Here is an 18,131-nt window from a genome sequence, read left to right as displayed (position 1 = left end):
GAAAACGGCCATCCGCTGCGGTGGGGCCTGGATAAAAAAGGAGACAAGCATGCATTTCAGAAAGCTCACCATCCGCCTGCTAGCGGTCACTCTGGCCAGCAGCGCCGCACTGTGTGCCGCCCAGGAGAAAACGGAAATCACCCTGGCCCGCTTCTTCGGCGCCTGCGAGGCCGACTATGGCAAGGCGACGGATGCCAGCAAAGCCCAGGGCGAATGCGGCATCATCACCACGCTGGTGAATGAATTCAACGCCACCAACAAACAGGGCATTGTGGTCAAGCCGCAGATCGCCGAGTGGCAGCCGTTCTACGACCAGCTGAGTGCGCGCATCGTCTCCAAAGACGTGCCGACCATCAGCGTGATGCATGAGTCGGTGCTGGGCGACTACGTGGCGCGCAAACTGGTGGAGCCGCTGGACGATGGCTTCAAGTCGGTCGGCATCAGCACCGACCAGTTCAGCGAGCAGGCCAAGACCGGCGCCATCATCGGCGGCAAGGCCTACGCCCTGCCCTTCGACACCTGGTCCTGGCTGTGGCACATCAACGGCAATCTGATGAAGAAGGCCGGCTTGACCAAGGCCGACGGCACGGTGATCCTGCCGCAAAGCCCCGAAGAGCTGCTGACCCAGGCGCGCAAGTTCAAGGAAGCCACCGGCAAGCCCTATCTGAGCTGGCCGGCCGCCGATGTGGCCGGCAACTTCCGCAGCCTGGTGACCCTGGTAGCCCAGCAAAACGCCAGCCTGTTTCCGACCAGCGGCAAGCAGATCGACATGCATTCCAAAGCCGTGCGCAACGCACTGGAACTGGCCAATACGCTGTACAGCGAAGGCCTGATCAAGCCGAATCTGGACTACAGCGCCGGCAACCAGGCCTTTGTGAACGGCGACGTGGGCGTACACATTGTCGGCACCTGGACGATTGGCGACTTTGTCGCTGCCGCAGAAAAGGCGGATTCGCCCCTCAAAGGCGGCTACTCGGTCGTGCCATTCGCCAAGCTCTACGCCAAGAAAGCCGCATTTGCCGATGGCCATAGCTGGGTGATGCTCAAGGGCGGCGCCAAGGACGACAAGACCCGCAAGGCTGCGCTGACTTTCATGAAGTTCCTGTGGGACCGCGACTTCGAGTGGGCCCGCACCGGCCACTTGCCAGCCAACAAAACCGCTGCCGAGCGCGATGACTTCAAGAAGCTGCCGTTCCGCAACAACATCCTGGAGATCAGCTCCATCGGCGTATCGCTGCCTAACAGCGTGCCACGCCAGCGCGCGATCGAGTCCATCGTTGGCGAAGAGATGGTCAACATGATGGTCGCCAAAAAGCCCATCGATGCGGTGCAGAAGTCGGCCGAAGAACGCGTCAACAAGTTGCTGGCAGGCGTTCGCTAGTTCACACCACCATTTTGCTGGGGCGTACCGCCCCAGCCCACCCACTTTTTACAGGAAGCACACCATGATCTCCACCCGCCTGGTCGTAGACCGCGACTTCGTCGTCTCCGATCTCGACCGACGCATCTTCGGCTCCTTCGTCGAACACCTCGGCCGCGCGGTCTACACCGGCATCTACGAACCCGGCCACCCCACGGCCGACGAGCGCGGCTTTCGCGGCGACGTGATGGAGCTGACCCGCGAACTCGGCCCCACCATCGTGCGCTACCCCGGCGGCAACTTTGTCTCGGGCTACAACTGGGAAGACGGCGTGGGCCCCGCCGCCGACCGCCCGGTGCGCCTGGACCTGGCCTGGGCTTCCACCGAGACCAACCAGTTCGGCACCAATGAATTCATGGAGTGGTGCAAGGCCACCGACATCGAACCGATGTGGGCCGTCAACCTGGGCACGCGCGGCCCGGACGAAGCCCGCGAATTCCTCGAATACTGCAACCACCCCGGTGGCACGGCCTTGTCGGACCTGCGCAAGTCGCACGGCGTAGAGGCCCCGCACGACATCAAGTTCTGGTGCCTGGGCAACGAGATGGACGGCCCCTGGCAGATCTGCTCCAAAACCGCCGACGAATACGGCCGCATCGCCCATGAAACCGCCAAGCTAATGCGCCTGGTCGACCCGACCATCCAGCTCGCCGCCTGCGGCTCGTCGCAACACAATATGCCGACCTACGGCAAGTGGGAAGACACGGTGCTCGAGCACTGCTTTGACGACGTGGACTTCATCTCGCTGCACACCTATTTCGAAAACCGCGGCGACTCCACACCCGAGTTTTTTGGCTGCATCGAGCAAATGGATGTATCGATCAAGGAGATCGTCGCCGTGGCCGATGGCGTGGCGGCGCGCAAGCATTCAACCAAGCGCATCATGCTGTCTTTCGACGAGTGGAACGTCTGGTACAAGGCCCGCTCGATCAACGACCTGCGCAAGCCCGGCTGGCCGCAAGCCCCGCGCCTGCTGGAAGAAATCTACAACACCGAAGACGCCCTGGTGGTCGGCGGCGCCCTCATCGTGATGATGAACAACGCCGACCGCGTAAAAGCAGCCTGCCTGGCGCAGCTGGTGAACGTGATCGGCCCCATCATGACCGAGCCCGGTGGCCCGGCCTGGCGCCAGACCATCTTCTACCCCTTCGCCCAAGCCACCCGCTTTGCCCACGGCAAGGTGCTGCGCCCGGTGATCGAGTCGCCCAGCTACGAAGCCAAGAGCCACCCGGAAATCCCCTACCTGTGCGCCTGCGTGGTGGACGACGAGAGCACCGGCACCACCACCGTGTTCGCGCTGAACCGCCATCTGACCGAAACCATGCAGCTGCGCGTCGAGCTGCGCGGCCTGGGCACGTCGCGCACACTGGACCATGCGCTGGCCCTGCACCACAGCAATATGAAGGCCACCAACACCAAGGATGCGCCGAACACAGTTGTGCCGGAAAATAACCCCCATGTGCAGGTAGACGGTGAAACCATCCTGGCCGAATTGAAACCGGGCTCGTGGAACGTGATCGTGACGACTGCGCAAGCGCGTCGATAAAAACAAGGGGGGCCTATGGATGCCCCGCTACAAGGAAACCGCATGTTTGAACGTGAACCCCTGGTAGGCACGATGACCGCACAGGTGGCAAAAATCATAGGCATGCGCGTCGTCGGCGGAGAGTTTTTGCCGGGCGACGCGCTGCCCGTAGAAAGCGATCTGTGCAGCGCCTACGGCGTCAGCCGCACCACGGTGCGCGAGGCCATCAAGCAGCTGTCGAGCAAGCGGCTGATCGACGTGTCGCCGAAGATCGGCACGCGGGTGCTGCCGTTTTCCGACTGGAACCTACTGGACCGCGACGTGCTGGCCTGGCGGCTGCACGCCCAGTTCGACAGCAAGATCATCGAAGACATCTATGAAATGCGCCTGTGCTTCGAGCCGCGCGCTTGCTATCTGGCGGCGCAGGCCGGCAACGCAGCCGATATGCAGCTGCTAGACCGGCGCTACCGCGAGCTGGCCGACGCCTACACCAGCAACGAGGTGCGCGCCGCCGCCGAGGCCGACCTGGCCTTCCACATGACCATCATCGAGGTGTCGCGCAACGGCATGTTCATCACCATCGGCAACGGCATCAAGGCCGCGCTGCGCGTGTCGTCCGAAATGCTGCTGCGCCACGCCACCCGGCCCAGCGAAGACCTGGAACTGCACGCCGCCGTGCACCGCCACATCCTGGCCCACGAACCCGATGCTGCGGCCAAGGCCATGACCGATCTGCTCAGCGCGTCCCAGGCGCGGCTGCTGCCCTATACGGTCAAGCCCTAGCGCATGGCAGCCACCTGGTCCGTCGCGGTATTCGCCCACAACGAGGCGAAGCGCATCGCCGCCACACTGGAAAGCATCGCCGTGGCCGCCGACGGCGCCGCGCTGGACGTGGTGGTACTGGCCAATGGCTGCCGCGACCGCACAGCCGCCATCGTGCGCGAACTCGCTCAGGCCTCGCCACGTCTGCGGGTGGTCGAGATCCCTTTGGGCGACAAGGCCAATGCCTGGAACCACTACGTCCACACCCTGGGCGTCGCCGCGGACATGCATGTCTTCGTCGATGGCGACGTGCAGGTCGAACCCGGGGCATTGCCCGCGCTGGCCGCGGCCCTGGCCGGGCTGCCAACCGCCAACGCCGCCGGTGCACTGCCCACCACCGGCCGGGACCGCGAGGCCTGGAGTGCCCGCATGCAGGCCAACGGCACACTGGCCGGTGGGCTGTATGCACTGCGTGGGGAGTTTGTGGAGCGCATCCGCCAGCGTGCGATTCGCCTGCCCCAAGGTCTGATTGGCGAAGACTGGCTGGTGTCGGTGCTGGCCAAAAGCGAGCTACAGCCTCTGGCAATGCAGCCGGCCTCCAACCAGCGCGTGGTGTTTGCACACCAGGCCGGCTTTGCCTTCCGCTCGCTGAGCCCGTGGCGCCCCGCGGACTACCGGGTCTATCTGCGCCGGCTATGGCGCTACGCGTTGCGCGGCGTGCAATTCGAGATGGTGCTGGGCTGGCTTTGGCACTATCCGCCCGAAACCCTGCCGCCCGAGATAGAGCAGCTCTACCTGCGCGCCCGCCCGCCATCGCGGCTGAAATGGGTGGGCTGGACTTCGCCACTGCGCCTGTGGGCCGTGCAAAAAGTGCGCGGCGTGCGCGCCAAAGCGACGGCGAGAGGCGAGGTCGTCGCTTAGACGGCCGCGCCCTTGGGCAGGCTCCGCGCCACGGACTGCAAAATCTCTTCGGACAGCGTCGCATCGTCCACCGCGCGCGCCAGCACCAGCCCGCCGATCATGCTGGCATAGGCAGCCAGCGCTTTCTCGCGCTTGGAGGCTTTAGAGCGGCCGGGCATCCACTGCCCCAGCAGCCCGACCATGGCCGTGATGCCCTCGGTCAGCGCGTGGCGCACCGACGGTGGCTGGCGCGCCACCTCGGAGCCCAGGGCCGCGACCCAGCAGCCCTTGCCCGGCTTGTCGCGGTGGGAGGTGGACAGGAAGCGGCTGGTCACCGCCTCCAGCGGCTGGTCTGGCATGTCCGCCGCCAGCTGGTTCCACCAGGCGACACCGCCGTCGAAGGCCCGCGTGCTGGCCTGGGCCATCAGGTCTTCTTTCGACGCGAACTGGCCGTAAAAGCCGCCGTGGGTCAACCCGGCAGATTTCATGATGTCGGCCAGGCCCACCCCGTCAAAACCCCGCTCACGGAACAGCTGGGCAGCCACCTGCAGCACCCGTTCACGGTTCTCGTTGGCTTGTTCGCGGCTGACTTTCATGGCGTTACCTCGGCAGTGGAAATTCTCTTGCTTGCATTTTAAATGATGATCGACATATAATTCAATCATGATGATCATCATCTAAAATCCAACCACCCGGAGCACACACATGGAATCCCTGAACACCCCCCTCGGCACCGCACTCGTTACCGGCGCCTCCAGCGGCATTGGCGCGGTCTATGCCGACCGCCTGGCCCAGCGCGGCTACAACCTGCTGCTGGTGGCGCGCGACCAGGCGCGGCTGGAGGCCCTGGCCACCCGGCTGCGCAGTGCTTTTGGCGTGCAAGTCGAAGTGCTGCCGGCCGACCTCACGGCCAAGGCCGATGTGGCCCGCATCGAACAGCGCCTGCGCAGCGATGCCACTATTACCCTGCTGGTCAACAACGCCGGCATCGCCAGCAACGGCAAGCTGGCCGAGTCCGATATCGACAGCGTGGACGCCATGGTGCAGCTCAACGTGGTCACCCTGACCCGCCTGGCCGCCGCCGCCTTGGCCGGCTTTGTGCCACGCGGCCGCGGCATCCTGGTGAACATCGCCTCGGTGGTCGCCCTGTTCCCCGAGAACTTCAACGCCAGCTACAGCGCCACCAAGGCCTATGTACTCAGCCTGTCACAAAGCCTGCATGCCGAAGCCAGCCCCAGCGGCGTACAGGTGCAGGCCGTGCTGCCCGGCGTAACGCGTACCGAGATCTGGGAACGCAGCGGCATGGAACTGGCCCAGCTGCCACCCGAGATGGTGATGGACGCCGGCGCCATGGTCGATGCCGCCCTGGTGGGCATGGACCAGCACGAGCTGGTCACCATCCCCTCGCTGCCCGACGCGGCCGACTGGCAGGCCCTGGGCAACGCCCGCGCCAAGCTGCAGCCCAATCTGTCGCGCAGCCAACCCGCGTCCCGCTACCTGCCCGCAGCCGCTACTGTTTAAATAGCTGCTCCCGCTGGTGGAATAAGCGCTAGCGGCCGATTTTTATAAATTTAGCCAGGACTGCCCATGACATCCAGCGCCCCCTCTAACCGCCAGTTCGCCCTGTGGCTGGTGCTGCTGGCATCGGCCGGCACCTTTGCCCTGACCATGGGCACGCGCCAGACCATGGGCTTGTTCATGAGCCCGCTGAACACCGCCACCGGCCTGGGCGTAGGTAGCATCAGCCTGGCGTTTGCCTTTGGCCAGCTCTGGTGGGGCCTGACCCAGCCCTTCGCCGGCGCCATGGCCGAAAAAGTGGGCACCGGCCGCGTGCTGTGCACCGGCGTGGCACTGGTAGCGCTGGGCACCTTCATCACACCCTATATGACCAGCACCGCCGGCCTGGTCTTCGCCATCGGCGTGCTGGCCGCGGGCGGCGCGGGCATGGCGGGGCCGGCGGTGCTGATGTCGGCCACCGCCCGTTTGATGCCCGCCGACAAGCGCGGCATGGCCACCGGCATCGTCAACGCGGGTGGCTCGTTCGGCCAGTTCCTGATGGCGCCGCTGGCCAGTGCGCTGATGCTGGGCATAGGCTGGGCGAATGCAATGCAGGTACTGGGCCTGCTGGTCTTGCTGGCGCTGCCGGCCGCGTTTCTGCTCAAGGGCAATGCCGCGCAAAGCCGGGCGCCCAGCGCGGCCCCACCGATTCCCACCAGCCAGGCGATCCGCAGCGCGCTAGCCCACCCCGGCTATCTGCTGCTGGCCACCGGCTTCTTTGTCTGCGGCTTCCACGTGGCCTTTCTGGCCACGCATCTGCCGGGGGTGGTGGCGGCCTGCGGCCTGCCGCTGCAGTACGCGGGCTGGTCGCTGGCGGTGCTGGGCCTGTTCAATATCGTGGGCAGCCTGGCCATGGGCTGGGCCGTGGGCCGCTGGCGCATGAAGTCGCTGCTGTCGCTGCTGTACGCGGTGCGGGCGCTGGCCATTACGCTGTTTGTGCTGGCCCCCAAGACCGGGCCGGTGATGCTGGTATTTGCCGCCGTGATGGGCCTGACTTTTCTGTCCACCGTGCCGCCCACCGCTGGCCTGGTCGCCAAGTTCTTCGGCACGGCCCACATGGCCACCCTGTTCGGCATGGTCATGCTGACCCACCAGGTCGGCGGCTTCCTGGGCGCCTGGCTGGGCGGCAAGGTGTTCGAGGCCACCGGCAACTACGACGCCATGTGGCTGCTGGACATTGCACTGGCCGTGGGCGCAGCCCTGCTGCACCTGCCGATCAAGGAAGCGCGGATGCCGCGCCTGGCCGTGGCCTGATGCGAGACCACGCTTCCACCATTTTGGGGAGCTAAGCCGGCCGCGGCGGCGATCCGGCCCGGGCGTCGGCAAGAATGCGGGGTTCCGCATACCTTGTTAGGACCGCATGAAGCCGAATGCATTGCCGCTGTCATCTCCGTTGCCACCACTACCCGCAGAGCCGCGCCCCCACTACTTCGTGCGCGAGTGCGATCTGGTGATGAAAGGCGGCATCACCAGCGGCGTGATCTACCCGCTGGCCATCGTCGAGATCAGCAAGGCATTTCGGCTGCGCAGCATTGGCGGCACCAGCGCCGGCGCCATCGCCGCAGCGGCTGCGGCTGCGGCCGAGGTCGGACGGCAGCGCGCCCGCAGCGGCCAGCTACCCAGTAGCCACGACGGCTTTGCCGAGCTGGCCGACTTACCCGCCCATCTGGGCCAGAACGCGGCCCGCGGTGGCGGCACCAAGCTGCTGGCCTTGTTCCAGCCGCAGCCCAAGACCGCCGCCTTGTTCAAGCTGTTGACCGGCGTGCTCGGCCACAAGGGCATGCAGCTGGCATGGGCGGTCTGGCTCGGCCTGCTGTGGAACTACCGCCTGCCAGCCCTGACCGGCTTCCTGGTCGGCAGCCTCGCGCTGTGGAGCCATAGCAGCTGGCCGGTGCTGCTGACCGCGCTGGCCCTGGGCGCGGTATGCGCCACGCTAGCCGCCGGCCTGCGCCTGGCCTACGACCTGTTCTGCGTGATTCCGGACAACCGCTTCGGCATGTGCTCGGGCATGCCCAACGGCCAACGCCAGCCCGGCGAGGCGCTGACCGTCTGGCTGGCCGCGTTCTACGACCGCCTGTCGGGCGAACAGCTGCTGCGCCAGCAGCACGCGCTGCCGGTGGACCGCAACAAGCCGCTGACCTTCGGTGACCTGCAGGCGCAGGGCATCGACCTGCAGATGATGACCACCTGCCTGACCATGGGCCGGCCGTTCCGCCTGCCGTTCCGGCACGACGACGTGGTCAAGGAAAATCGCCAGTTCTATTACGCCGAAGACGAATTCCGCGCGCTGTTCCCCAAGGAAGTGGTGGACTGGATGGTGGCCCACCAGCGCCCGCTAAGCGCCGACGAAGCCCACAAGAAGTTCGCCAAGGCCGACTTTTCGGGTCTGCGGCGCCTGCCCGATCCGCAGGACTTGCCTGTGGTGGTGGCGGTGCGCATGAGCCTGAGCTTCCCCATCCTGCTCAGCGCGATCCCGCTGTACGCGTTCGACTTCAAGGCCGGTGACCCCGAGGGCACGCCGCACCGCTGCTGGTTCACCGACGGCGGCATAGGCTCGAACTTTCCGATCCACTTCTTCGACAGCCCCATCCCCACGCGCCCGACCTTCGGCCTGGACCTGGGCGTGGCAGATGCCGACGCCGACCCGCGCGTGTACTTTCCCAAGGGCAATTCCGGCGGCGTGCTGGTGTACCGCCGGCACATCGCCCACAGCGGCCTGGGCCGGATCGGCGGCTTTCTGGGCGCCATCGCCGGCGTGGCCAAGGACTGGAACCACGAAGCCTTGTCGCACCTGCCCGGCTACCGCGACCGCATCGGCCTGGTGCGCCTGACCGGCGCCGAAGGCGGGCTGAACCTGAACATGCCGCAGCGCCTGATCACCCAGCTCACCGAATACGGCCGCTACGCGGGCAAGGAATTTGTGCGCCGCTTCGGCGACCCGGCGCTGTCGCCCGGCGCTCCGCTAGAGACCGAGATGAACTGGGAAAACCACCAGCGCATCCGTCTGCGCCTGCTGCTGGCCGCCACCGCCGAAACCCTGCAATCCCTGCACCACGCGCGCGACCGCATGGAGGCCGACGCCATGCCCTATGAGCGCTTCTTCGAGCCCGGCATCCGCGGCGACGGCTCCTACCCCTGGAACGGCCGCCCCTCGGTAGACAGGCTCGATGCCCAAGGCCGCCACACCAGCCAGGCAGGCCTGGCGAAATGGATGTTCGGGCAGATGCTGGCCATGGCCCGGCATATCGAAGCCACGGTGCAGGCCCGCCAACCCGCTGGCCCCGGCACGAACCAGGTCGACCCGGCCACCGGCGCACCCCGGCCCCTGCCCGAGGTGAAACTGCGGCCACGCATCTAGCGCCCCCCACCCACAACAGGACCATGCAATGCACTTCGATTGGCACGGCGGCACCATCAGCCGGCACACCAGGGTCGACCCGGCCTACAAGAACACCCAAAACGTACGGCGCTTTCTGCTGCTGGCCTGCGGCGAGGGCTTCAAGTTCGACCGCGACTTCATGGCCTGGGTCCGCAACAGCACGCCCAAGACCATGGGCGAGGTGGCGGACGAATGGCTGCGGCGGCACAGCGATTGACGGCTGAACCACACGCATTGAGAAAACAGCAAGCTGCCATGGCACAAAACATCTACGACACCCCGGAATTCTTCGAAGGCTATGGACAGCTGCCGCGCTCGGTCCACGGCCTGGACGGCGCACCGGAATGGCCGGCATTGCGCGCGATGCTTCCGCCGCTGCAGGGGCTGCGGCTGGTCGACCTGGGCTGCGGTTTTGGCTGGTTCTGCCGCTGGGCGCGCACGCAGGGAGCCCTGTCCGTGCTCGGCCTCGATGTGTCGGAACGCATGCTCGACCGTGCGCACAGCCTGACCTCGGATGCGGCTATCACCTACACCCGGGCCGACCTCGAAGTGCTGGCGCTGCCGGAGGCGGCATTCGACTTTGCTTACAGCTCGCTCGCCTTGCACTACATCGAAAACCTGCCCGGCCTGCTGAACACCGTGCACCGCGCGCTGCTGCCGGGTTCCAGCCTGGTGTTCTCGGTGGAGCACCCGATCTTCATGGCCTCTCGCCAAGCAGGCTGGGTCACGGATGCGCAAGGCCGAAAGACCTGGCCGGTGGACAGCTACCAGATGGAAGGCCCGCGCAGCACCCACTGGTTCACCGACGGTGTCGTCAAGCAACACCGCATGCTGGGCACGCTGCTGAACATGCTGGTGCGCACAGGCTTCTGCATCCAGCATGTGGAGGAATGGGCGCCCAGCCCAGAACAGGTGTTGGCGCAACCTGCGCTCGCGCAGGAACGAGAGCGGCCGATGATGCTGCTGGTCCGCGCCCAGCGGTAGCCGTCAGCGCCCTGGAACGCCCGCTAGTACAGCACGCGCCGGAACATGCCAATCGCCAGCTGGTAGCCGAGCAGCTGCAGTTCGGCATCAAAACGTTCGCCTTCGTCGCGCATGAAGGCATGGACGCCGTTGAACTCGTGCCAGGTGAAGTTGACAGCTTCGTCCGCCAGTTTCTTGTACACCAGCGCCCGGCCTTCGGCGGGGATATGCGGGTCTTGCTTGCCCCAGACCATTTGCAGCTCGCCCTTGATTTCACCGGTGCGCGCCAGGCTGCCGTTGCCCGGCTGCGATGGCGTCAAGCCCGAATGGATGTCGGTGGCGTAGAAGCAGGAGGTGGCCGCAATCGCCGGATTGAGGGCGGCGCGGTACGCCAGCCCCCCGCCCAGGCAAAAGCCCATGGCGCCGATGCGGCCCGAGTAGTCGCTCAAGGTGGCGGCGTACTGGATGATGGCCTCGGCGTCGCTGTCGTGGGCTTCCAGGGTCTTGGCGACCTTGTCGGCATTGCCTTTGTCGCGGCCAGCGTCGTCGTAACCGAGGACTGTGCCGAGCGGATTCAGCTCGTGGAAGACCTCGGGCACGATCACGATGAAACCATGGCCCGCCATGATTTGCGCGCTGCGCCGGATCGGCCCGGTCTGCTGAAAAATCTCCGAGTACAGAATGATCGCCGGAAACTTCTTGGGCACGGTGGAGCCCGCATCCTTGGGGCGGTACACATAGCAGCGCATGGCCCCGGTGGGCGTGGGCAGATCGACTTCGTGGGCTTGGATTTGCATGGTGTCAGGTTCCGGTGGAATGCAGTTCGGCTAGTGTGCCGCAGGCGTGCGGGGCAGCGCGTGGCCGGTTTCCAGGAAGGTCTTGAGGTTCGACAATACTTTGGGCCAGCCGCCCGAGATGCCATTCAGCATGTCCGGGTCGCCCGCCAGCGCGTCGTGCGTGACCGTCAGGCGTACCAGGCCGTCGCCATAGACTTCGATGTCAAAGGCCACCCGCGAATGCTTGGCATCGTCCTCCGCGTCCGCCGGCCGGGCCCAGGTAAAAGCCAGGCGGCGCGGCGGTGTGCTCTCGATCACCTTGCCGACGATGTCGACAGTGTCCGTGTCGTCGGCGCGCTGGTGCACCCAGCGGGAGCCCGGCTGCCAGTCCGACACGTTGACCCGCGCACAGCCGGCCTGCGGATCGACCCACCATTCGCGCATCAGGTCGACATCAACCAAGGCCTGCCACAGCTTTTCGGGCGTGGTTGCAATGTAGGTTACGTAGACGTAGTCAGGTTTTTTCATCGCCATCTCCTTCTAGTTTCAGCTTCAGATCGCGCAGCACGCCGAGGCGTTTGCGCTCGAACTTTGAAATCCAGCGCGCATGGATTTCGTGCAGCGGCACCGGGTTCAGGTAGTGCAGCTTCTCCCGCCCCTGCCAGACGACGGCGACCAGGTTCGCGTCCTCCAGCAGCTGCAGGTGCTGCGTCACGGCCTGGCGCGTCATGTCCATGTGCTCGCACAGCGCCGACAGCGTCTGGCCGTTGTCCTGGTGCAGCTGGTCCAGCAGGCGCCGGCGACCCGGGTCGGCCAGCGCCTTGAATACCTTGTCCAACTCCGAGGGCCTTGCTTCCATGGAGTGCATTATATGCAAGCATTTACTTGCATGTCAAATACGGCAATCACCCACGCACTCGCAGCCGTTCCATTCAGAAATTTATACGTTTTAGGCCTGTAGCGCTTATTTAACCTGCGCCACCAGCTACAGAATACATAGCAATCAACCCGCCGACGGGCTCAAGCACAATACGCCCCGTGCTCCACATCCTCGCCGTTACCTTCCCCTTCTTCGCGCTCGTGCTGGCCGGCTATATCGCCGCCCGCCGGCGCATGCTGCCGCTGGAAGCCATACCGGGCATGAATGGCTTTGTGCTGTTCTTCGCCCTGCCCTGCATGCTGTACCGGTTTGGCGCCAGTACGCCGCTGGCGCAGTTGCTGGACGGCAGCGCCTTCTTCACCTACCTGCTGTGCGGCCTGGCCATCGTGGCGGCCACGGTGCTGCTGAGCCGCAACGCGCGCATAGGCTGGAACGATGCGGCATTTGGCGCGCTGGTGGCGGCTTTCCCGAACACCGGATTCATGGGCGTGCCGCTGCTGGTGGCGCTGCTGGGCGCACAGGCGGCCGGGCCGGCGATTGTGGCCATCGTGGTGGACATGGTGGTCACCACCTCGCTGTGCATTGCGCTGTCGCGGCTGGACGGTGCCGGCACCCACGGCGTCGGCCATGCGGCACGGCAAGCGCTGCAAGGCGTGCTACGCAACCCCATGCCTTGGGCCATCGTGCTGGGCGGCGTGGCCTCGGCCGTGCAGCTAAAGCTGCCAGCCCCCGTGACGCAGACCGTGGGCCTGCTGGCCGATGCGGCTTCGCCGGTGGCGCTGTTCACCATCGGCGCGGTACTGGCGCGCTCGCACATGCTCAGCGCACGCGGCCATGCCCACACGCCGCTGCTGCGCGACTACCTGCCGGTGGCCGGGGTCAAGCTGTTCCTGCACCCGCTGCTGGTGTGGTGCGCGGGATCGCTGGCCATACGCGCCGGCGTACCGCTGGACCCGTTTGCCTTCCAGGTGCTGGTACTGGTGGCCGCCCTGCCCAGCGCCAGCAATGTGGCCCTGCTGGCCGAACGCTTCGGCGCCGACAACGGCCGCATCGCCCGCATCATCCTGGTGACCACGGCAGCGGCGTTTCTGACGTTTTCCGCGGCGGTGCAGTGGACGGTCTAGTGAAGCCCGGTGTTGCCGACTTTGTGGAGCAGCATCTCAGCCCATGATGACGCGCTGAACGTCATTCTGCAGACTACGCAAATGGGCCCGCATGGCGCCCTTGGCGCCTTCCACGTCCTTCTTGCGCAAGGCATGGATGATTTCGCCGTGTTCGTGGTGGTTCTCTTTCTGGCGGTGCAGCGGGCTGTGCAGACGGAACAGGCGCGAATCGTCGCGCAGCTGCTGGATAAGCCGGGGCAGCACGACATTGCCGCTGGCCTGGGCAATGAAGAGGTGAAAACGGTCGTCGAAGTGCCAGTGCTCGGTCTCGGTATGCTGGCCCGCATTGAGCGCGTCCACCTCCGCCGCCAGGCTCACCAGGTCCGCCTCATCGATGCGGTTGATGGCCAGGGCGATCGCCTCGCACTCCAGCAACTCGCGCGTGCGCATGGAGTCGAAATATTCCTTGGTACCCACGCTGCGCACCGAATAAGACCGCGCATCGCGCCGCACCAGCAAGCCTTCTCCGGCCAGCCGCCCGAGAGCCTCCCGCATGGGGGTTCGGGAGATGCCCAGCTCGTCGGCAATCTTTCCCTCCAGCAGCGTGCTACCGGCGGAGATTTTCCGGTCCAGGATCAGCTCGCGCATGCGGATGTAGGCCTGCTCGGACAGGCTGGCCGAGCGCACTTCCAGCGCTCCCAGCGGGGGCATGGCGGTGGGCGATTCCAGAACGCTCGACATGTTGGGTGTACCTTATGGTTGGTGGCTGTGTCGCCGGGATTATCTCCTCACAGCCACTTTGCCAACGCACTGCCTGTGACCGGCTCGCGGGGCCGCAAGCAAGGCTGAAACTGGCCATCACCCGCCTGGGCCGTAAACACGCCGTCGCGCCACACCGTGCGCCCGCGCGACAGCGTCAACGCTGGCCAGCAGCGCAAGGCCTGGCCTTCGTATGGCGTGTAGTCGCAGGCGCTGTGCAGCATTGCGTGGCTCAGCACCTGTTCTTGCCCGGGCTCGAACAGGTTCCAGACCACCAGGTCGGCGTCGCTGCCCACGGCGATGGTGCCCTTCTTGGGATACAGGCCGTACAGCCGGGCCGGATTGGTGGAGGTGAGCTCGACAAAGCGGTGGATGTCGATGCGCCCGCCCAGCACGCCTTCGCTCAGCAGCAGGGGCAAGCGGGTCTCGACCCCCGGAATGCCGTTGGGCACTTGGTTGAACGGAGCCTGCTCCCCGGCCAGGCGTTTGCCCTGTGGGCCGTGGTAGTTGAAGGGTGCATGGTCGGACGAAACGATGGTGAACAGGCCATTGGCCAGGCCGTTCCAGATCACCTGCTGGTTGCCCTTGTCGCGCGGCGGCGGGCTGCAGATGCAGCGCATGCCGTGGGCGTGGTCATCCCCCTGGGGCTGCAAGTCGTCGGCACTCAGGAACAGATACTGCGGGCAGGTCTCGGCATAAATCGGCAGGCCGCGGCCGCGCGCCCAGTGGATCTGCTCGACCGCTTCCTGGCCTGACACATGGACAATCAGGATCGGCGTGTCCACCAGCTCGGACAGGGCGATGGCGCGGTGCGTGGCTTCTCTTTCCACGACCATGGGCCGCGAGTTGCCGTGGTAGCTGGGCGCGGCCAGCCCGGCAGCCAGCAGATGCTCTGTCAGCCAGCCTATGCAGTCGCTGTTCTCGGCATGGACCATGGTCATCGCCCCGTGCTGGCGCGCCGTGGCCAGCACCTCGATGATCTGCCGGTCGCCCAGCTTCATGTCGTCGTAGGTCATGTAGATCTTGAGCGAGGTATAGCCCTGGCCGATCAGCCTGGGCAGTTCTTCGCGCGTGACCGTGTGGGTGGCGTCCGACACGATCAGGTGAAATGCATAGTCGATCACCGCCTTGCCGTCGGCGCGGCGGTGATAGTCGTCCACGGCCTCCTGCAGGGAATGGCCTTTTTGCTGCGCTGCAAATGGGATAACGGTGGTGGTGCCGCCGCAGGCCGCCGACCGGGTGCCGGTGAAGAAGTCGTCGGAAAACACCGCGCCATCGCTGGTGGGCTGGTCCAGATGCACATGGCCATCCACACCGCCGGGGGTGACCAGGCGGCCGAGAGCATCGATCACCTCGCCCGCCTCGCCGGACAGGTCCTTGGCGATGGCGACGATGCGCCCGGCGCGTATGCCGATGTCGGCCTGGTAGCGGTCGCCCGAGGTGGCGATGTCGGCGTTTTTAACGATCAGGTCGTAAGTATCCACGTGCAAGTCTCCTATTGCCAACGTTGGCTAGCGTTGTTCCATCATCTCGGCGGCGCGTATCGGCGCCTTCCCTTCGCTGGCGTTGCCGTAGGCGCGGCCATAGTAGGCCTCGATACGGCGCTGCACAAAGTCCCATATGGAGGTGAGCAGCAGGTAGTACAGCGCCGCGACCAGGAACAGCTCCAGCACCATGAACTTCTCCTGGATCAGCACCTGGGTGCGGCGCAGCAGCTCTTCCATGGAAATCACCGAGGTCACCGAGGTGGTCTTCAGCAAACCGTTGATGCTGTTGCCCAGGGTCGGCACGATCAGGCGCATGGCCTGCGGCATGACGATGTCCCAAAGAGTCTGCGCCCCGGTGAAGCCCATGGCCCGGGCGGCGTTGGTCTGGCCGACAGGAATCGACTGGATACCGCCCCGCACGATCTCGGCCAGGTAGGCGGCCTCGTTCAGGATCAGGCCCAGCAGCGCGGATTCGATCACCGAGAACTTCAGGCCCAGTTGCGGCAGGCCGGTGTAGATGATGATCAGCTGCACCATCAGCGGTGTACCGCGAAACAGCCAGATGTAGAAGTGCGCGGGCGCGTTCAGCCAGCGGTTCTTGGACAACCGGGCCAAGGCGAGCAGACAGCCCAGCACCAGCCCCCCGGCAATCGCCGCCAGCGTCAGCCAGACGGTGGTCACCGCACCCCCCAGGATGAACGGGTTCAGCAGATATTCAAAAAATCCCGACCAACTCCAGCCTTGTCCCATTGCATTTCTCCTTGGGGAATGTGCTGTTAATCTTTGCTTAGGTCGCCGGGCCTTTAACGACGATGGCGCCGTCAATCGGCTTCACGCCATAGCTGGTGAACAGCTTCTGAAAGCTGCCATCGGCGCGCATGTCGTTCAGCACCTTGGCCACGGTGTCGGCCAGCGGCTTGTTCTTCAACGCGACCGCCACCGGGGTGGGGAACAGGCCCGACAGCACCCGTTCGAAATCGCCGCGCTTCTGGTATTCGGCGCCGGTGGAGTCGATCGACAGCGCGACCTCGACCTGGCCTGCGCGCAGTGACTGGAAGGACATGGCGAAGTTCTCGAAGGTGCGGATGTTCATGCCCTTCAAACCCTTGTCGGTCAGCTGCTTGTCGAGTTCGCGGGTCTTGCGCTCTTCGAAGCCGCCGAGCTCCACGCCAATGGTTTTACCCGACAGGTCTTCCAGCTTGCTGATCTTGCCGGGGTTGCCCTTGGCGGTGGAGATGCTGATGGCCTGGTCTTCGTAGGCCAGCATCTGCATCAGCTTGGCGCGCTCCTCGGTGTAGAAAATGCCGGTGTTAATCATGTCCCAGCGGCCTGCCTGCAGCCCGGGCACCATGGCCGAGAACTCGATGCGCACGTATTCCGGCTTGAGGCACAGGCGTTTGGCGATCTCTTCGCCCAGCTCCACCCGCATGCCCTTGAGCGTGCCGGTCTGGTCCACGTACTGCAAAGGCGGCAGCGTGGGGTTGACCGACATGGTCAAGGTACCTTTCTTCACCAGCTGCGACTCGGGCACGCTGTATTTGCAGTCCTGCGCCTGGGCCTGGGTGCCCCCCAAGATGGCGGCGATGGAAACGAGGGCAAACGAAAACTTCATCATGGTGGTTCCTTTGGTAGCGGTTGGAGGTGGTGAAAGCAAGGGCGAGATCGGGCAAAGATTCAACGGGAAATCGAGTTCAGCAGGCCCAGCTTGTCGAGCGCAAGGCGCAGCTCGGCCGCGTCGGCTGCAGGCAGGGGCAGGCGCGGCGCACGCGGCTTGCCCACAGGCAGGCCCATCATGTCCAGCGCGTCTTTCGAGGCAGCCACATAGCGGTGGCCGCCGACCCACTTCACGATGGGCAGCATTTTTTGGTACAGGGCCAGGGCCTGGTCCATGTCTTTTTCGTCGGCCACCAGCTCGAACAGGCGGGCTGACATGTGCGGAATCAGGTTGGAGCAGACCGCCACCCAGCCCTGGGCACCCAGCCAGAAGGACTCGTAGCCCAGGATGCCGGCAAACACCGTCATGCGGTCGCCGCACAGGTCGATGATGTCGCGCACGCGGGTGACTTCCAGCGTGGACTCCTTGATGTAGCAGCAGTTGTCGATCTGCGACAGGCGCGCCACGATAGGCGGCGTCAGGTCCACATTGGCCGTGGCCGGATTGTTGTACAGCATGATGGGAATGCTGATCGCCTCGCCCACCTTGCGGTAGTGCGCGAACAGCTCGTCTTCCGTAGGGCAAGAGTAGAAAGGCGGAATCACCATCACGCCGTCGGCGCCCATCTCCTGCGCCTCCTTGCTGAGACGAACGCATTCATCGGTCCACTCCGCGCCGGTACCGATCAGCACCGGCACCCGCTTGTTCGCGGTCTTGATGCAGGTGTCGATGACCAGTTGGCGCTCACCGGGCGTCAGCGACAGGAACTCCCCCGTGCTGCCCAGTGGAATCAGGCCGTGGATGCCCTGCTCTATCTGCCAGTCCACCAGCCGCTGCAGGGCGGGCACATCGACATGCTTGCCGTCCGCCGTCAAAGGGGTGATCAGGACGGTGTAGGTACCGCGGAATTTGCTCATGTTTGGCTTCGCTTCAGGTGTGGAAAGCAGTTTTTTGCGACTTGCTTTT

At 65.1% G+C, this 18,131-nt stretch carries 19 protein-coding genes; 10 read left to right on the top strand and 9 right to left on the bottom strand.

The window, feature by feature from the left end; genetic code table 11:
• The first annotated feature begins 49 nt into the window (after positions 1–49).
• From J2X19_RS06085 to J2X19_RS06070, 4 genes are all read left to right on the top strand, one after another.
• The gene (locus tag J2X19_RS06085) at positions 50–1,381 is read left to right on the top strand and encodes an extracellular solute-binding protein (RefSeq protein WP_310371551.1); all 1,332 of its coding nucleotides are present in this window, start codon (positions 50–52) and stop codon (positions 1,379–1,381) included.
• Positions 1,382–1,445: 64 nt separating this feature from the next.
• Complete coding sequence (arfA, locus tag J2X19_RS06080; RefSeq protein ID WP_116604337.1) at positions 1,446–2,966, top strand: arabinosylfuranosidase ArfA; 1,521 nt, start codon at positions 1,446–1,448, stop codon at positions 2,964–2,966.
• 42 nt (positions 2,967–3,008) lie between these two features.
• On the top strand, positions 3,009–3,728 hold the full coding sequence (locus J2X19_RS06075; protein WP_116604338.1) for a FadR/GntR family transcriptional regulator: 720 nt from the start codon (positions 3,009–3,011) through the stop codon (positions 3,726–3,728).
• A gap of 3 nt (positions 3,729–3,731) precedes the next feature.
• On the top strand, positions 3,732–4,628 hold the full coding sequence (locus J2X19_RS06070; RefSeq protein WP_310371548.1) for a glycosyltransferase: 897 nt from the start codon (positions 3,732–3,734) through the stop codon (positions 4,626–4,628).
• Here J2X19_RS06070 and J2X19_RS06065 read toward each other — a convergent pair.
• Complete coding sequence (locus tag J2X19_RS06065; protein ID WP_310371546.1) at positions 4,625–5,203, bottom strand: TetR/AcrR family transcriptional regulator; 579 nt, start codon at positions 5,201–5,203, stop codon at positions 4,625–4,627. The genes J2X19_RS06070 and J2X19_RS06065 overlap by 4 nt on opposite strands.
• Before the next feature lie 109 nt (positions 5,204–5,312).
• Here J2X19_RS06065 and J2X19_RS06060 point away from each other — a divergent pair, with 109 nt between their 5' ends.
• The 5 genes from J2X19_RS06060 to J2X19_RS06040 all read left to right on the top strand — a co-directional run bounded on the left by J2X19_RS06060 (position 5,313) and on the right by J2X19_RS06040 (position 10,527).
• Positions 5,313–6,128 (top strand): SDR family NAD(P)-dependent oxidoreductase, encoded by an 816-nt coding sequence (locus J2X19_RS06060; protein ID WP_310371544.1) that lies wholly within the window; start codon positions 5,313–5,315, stop codon positions 6,126–6,128.
• A 66-nt stretch (positions 6,129–6,194) separates the two neighbouring features.
• Positions 6,195–7,418 carry an MFS transporter gene (locus J2X19_RS06055; protein WP_310371542.1) on the top strand — a complete coding sequence of 408 codons (1,224 nt, stop codon included), beginning with the start codon at positions 6,195–6,197 and terminating at the stop codon, positions 7,416–7,418.
• Between the two features lie 106 nt (positions 7,419–7,524).
• Positions 7,525–9,522, top strand: a complete 1,998-nt coding sequence (locus J2X19_RS06050; protein ID WP_310371540.1) for a patatin-like phospholipase domain-containing protein — start codon at positions 7,525–7,527, stop codon at positions 9,520–9,522.
• Positions 9,523–9,550: 28 nt separating this feature from the next.
• Positions 9,551–9,760 (top strand): DUF6434 domain-containing protein, encoded by a 210-nt coding sequence (locus J2X19_RS06045; RefSeq protein ID WP_310371538.1) that lies wholly within the window; start codon positions 9,551–9,553, stop codon positions 9,758–9,760.
• 38 nt (positions 9,761–9,798) lie between these two features.
• Positions 9,799–10,527 (top strand): class I SAM-dependent methyltransferase, encoded by a 729-nt coding sequence (locus J2X19_RS06040; RefSeq protein WP_310371536.1) that lies wholly within the window; start codon positions 9,799–9,801, stop codon positions 10,525–10,527.
• A gap of 23 nt (positions 10,528–10,550) precedes the next feature.
• Here the strand turns inward: J2X19_RS06040 and J2X19_RS06035 are convergent, their stop codons facing one another.
• From J2X19_RS06035 to J2X19_RS06025, 3 genes are read right to left on the bottom strand one after another with little or no spacing between them, the layout of a single operon-like run.
• Positions 10,551–11,303, bottom strand: coding sequence for a dienelactone hydrolase family protein (locus J2X19_RS06035; RefSeq protein WP_310371533.1), 753 nt, complete (start codon positions 11,301–11,303; stop codon positions 10,551–10,553).
• A 30-nt stretch (positions 11,304–11,333) separates the two neighbouring features.
• Positions 11,334–11,810, bottom strand: coding sequence for an SRPBCC family protein (locus J2X19_RS06030; RefSeq protein ID WP_310371531.1), 477 nt, complete (start codon positions 11,808–11,810; stop codon positions 11,334–11,336).
• Positions 11,797–12,141, bottom strand: a complete 345-nt coding sequence (locus J2X19_RS06025) for an ArsR/SmtB family transcription factor (RefSeq protein ID WP_092758540.1) — start codon at positions 12,139–12,141, stop codon at positions 11,797–11,799. Before J2X19_RS06025 ends, J2X19_RS06030 begins: the two co-directional genes overlap by 14 nt.
• 179 nt (positions 12,142–12,320) lie before the next feature.
• On the opposite strand from J2X19_RS06025, the gene J2X19_RS06020 reads away from it, so the two are divergent.
• Entirely contained in the window at positions 12,321–13,286 is a 966-nt protein-coding gene (locus J2X19_RS06020; RefSeq protein WP_310371527.1) for an AEC family transporter, read from the top strand.
• A 36-nt stretch (positions 13,287–13,322) separates the two neighbouring features.
• Here J2X19_RS06020 and J2X19_RS06015 read toward each other — a convergent pair whose 3' ends face one another.
• From J2X19_RS06015 to dapA, 5 genes are read right to left on the bottom strand one after another with little or no spacing between them, the layout of a single operon-like run.
• Positions 13,323–14,006 (bottom strand): GntR family transcriptional regulator, encoded by a 684-nt coding sequence (locus J2X19_RS06015; RefSeq protein WP_310371526.1) that lies wholly within the window; start codon positions 14,004–14,006, stop codon positions 13,323–13,325.
• A gap of 47 nt (positions 14,007–14,053) precedes the next feature.
• Positions 14,054–15,508 carry a dihydropyrimidinase gene (gene hydA / locus J2X19_RS06010; RefSeq protein ID WP_310371524.1) on the bottom strand — a complete coding sequence of 485 codons (1,455 nt, stop codon included), beginning with the start codon at positions 15,506–15,508 and terminating at the stop codon, positions 14,054–14,056.
• A 27-nt stretch (positions 15,509–15,535) separates the two neighbouring features.
• Complete coding sequence (locus J2X19_RS06005) at positions 15,536–16,261, bottom strand: amino acid ABC transporter permease (protein ID WP_310371522.1); 726 nt, start codon at positions 16,259–16,261, stop codon at positions 15,536–15,538.
• Positions 16,262–16,298: 37 nt separating this feature from the next.
• Complete coding sequence (locus J2X19_RS06000) at positions 16,299–17,126, bottom strand: ABC transporter substrate-binding protein (RefSeq protein ID WP_310371520.1); 828 nt, start codon at positions 17,124–17,126, stop codon at positions 16,299–16,301.
• Positions 17,127–17,185: 59 nt separating this feature from the next.
• The gene (gene dapA, locus J2X19_RS05995) at positions 17,186–18,082 is read right to left on the bottom strand and encodes a 4-hydroxy-tetrahydrodipicolinate synthase (RefSeq protein WP_310371518.1); all 897 of its coding nucleotides are present in this window, start codon (positions 18,080–18,082) and stop codon (positions 17,186–17,188) included.
• Positions 18,083–18,131: the final 49 nt, after the last annotated feature.

This window comes from Rhodoferax ferrireducens (assembly GCF_031458075.1).
Taxonomy (GTDB): domain Bacteria; phylum Pseudomonadota; class Gammaproteobacteria; order Burkholderiales; family Burkholderiaceae_C; genus Rhodoferax_B; species Rhodoferax_B ferrireducens_A.
Note: the sequence above shows the minus strand (reverse complement) of the source record. Positions and strands in the feature narration are given on the sequence as shown.

Excerpts from the sequence above, each read along its gene's own strand:
- J2X19_RS06050 (WP_310371540.1), top strand. The coding sequence starts at position 7,525 with ATGAAGCCGAATGCATTGCCGCTGTCATCTCCGTTGCCACCACTACCC.
- J2X19_RS06035 (WP_310371533.1), bottom strand. The coding sequence starts at position 11,303 with ATGCAAATCCAAGCCCACGAAGTCGATCTGCCCACGCCCACCGGGGCC.
- J2X19_RS06060 (WP_310371544.1), top strand. The coding sequence starts at position 5,313 with ATGGAATCCCTGAACACCCCCCTCGGCACCGCACTCGTTACCGGCGCC.
- J2X19_RS06085 (WP_310371551.1), top strand. The coding sequence starts at position 50 with ATGCATTTCAGAAAGCTCACCATCCGCCTGCTAGCGGTCACTCTGGCC.
- J2X19_RS06055 (WP_310371542.1), top strand. The coding sequence starts at position 6,195 with ATGACATCCAGCGCCCCCTCTAACCGCCAGTTCGCCCTGTGGCTGGTG.
- arfA (WP_116604337.1), top strand. The coding sequence starts at position 1,446 with ATGATCTCCACCCGCCTGGTCGTAGACCGCGACTTCGTCGTCTCCGAT.
- J2X19_RS06000 (WP_310371520.1), bottom strand. The coding sequence starts at position 17,126 with ATGATGAAGTTTTCGTTTGCCCTCGTTTCCATCGCCGCCATCTTGGGG.
- J2X19_RS06025 (WP_092758540.1), bottom strand. The coding sequence starts at position 12,141 with ATGGAAGCAAGGCCCTCGGAGTTGGACAAGGTATTCAAGGCGCTGGCC.
- J2X19_RS06040 (WP_310371536.1), top strand. The coding sequence starts at position 9,799 with ATGGCACAAAACATCTACGACACCCCGGAATTCTTCGAAGGCTATGGA.
- J2X19_RS06065 (WP_310371546.1), bottom strand. The coding sequence starts at position 5,203 with ATGAAAGTCAGCCGCGAACAAGCCAACGAGAACCGTGAACGGGTGCTG.
- J2X19_RS06030 (WP_310371531.1), bottom strand. The coding sequence starts at position 11,810 with ATGAAAAAACCTGACTACGTCTACGTAACCTACATTGCAACCACGCCC.
- J2X19_RS06015 (WP_310371526.1), bottom strand. The coding sequence starts at position 14,006 with ATGTCGAGCGTTCTGGAATCGCCCACCGCCATGCCCCCGCTGGGAGCG.
- dapA (WP_310371518.1), bottom strand. The coding sequence starts at position 18,082 with ATGAGCAAATTCCGCGGTACCTACACCGTCCTGATCACCCCTTTGACG.
- J2X19_RS06070 (WP_310371548.1), top strand. The coding sequence starts at position 3,732 with ATGGCAGCCACCTGGTCCGTCGCGGTATTCGCCCACAACGAGGCGAAG.
- J2X19_RS06045 (WP_310371538.1), top strand. The coding sequence starts at position 9,551 with ATGCACTTCGATTGGCACGGCGGCACCATCAGCCGGCACACCAGGGTC.
- J2X19_RS06075 (WP_116604338.1), top strand. The coding sequence starts at position 3,009 with ATGTTTGAACGTGAACCCCTGGTAGGCACGATGACCGCACAGGTGGCA.
- J2X19_RS06005 (WP_310371522.1), bottom strand. The coding sequence starts at position 16,261 with ATGGGACAAGGCTGGAGTTGGTCGGGATTTTTTGAATATCTGCTGAAC.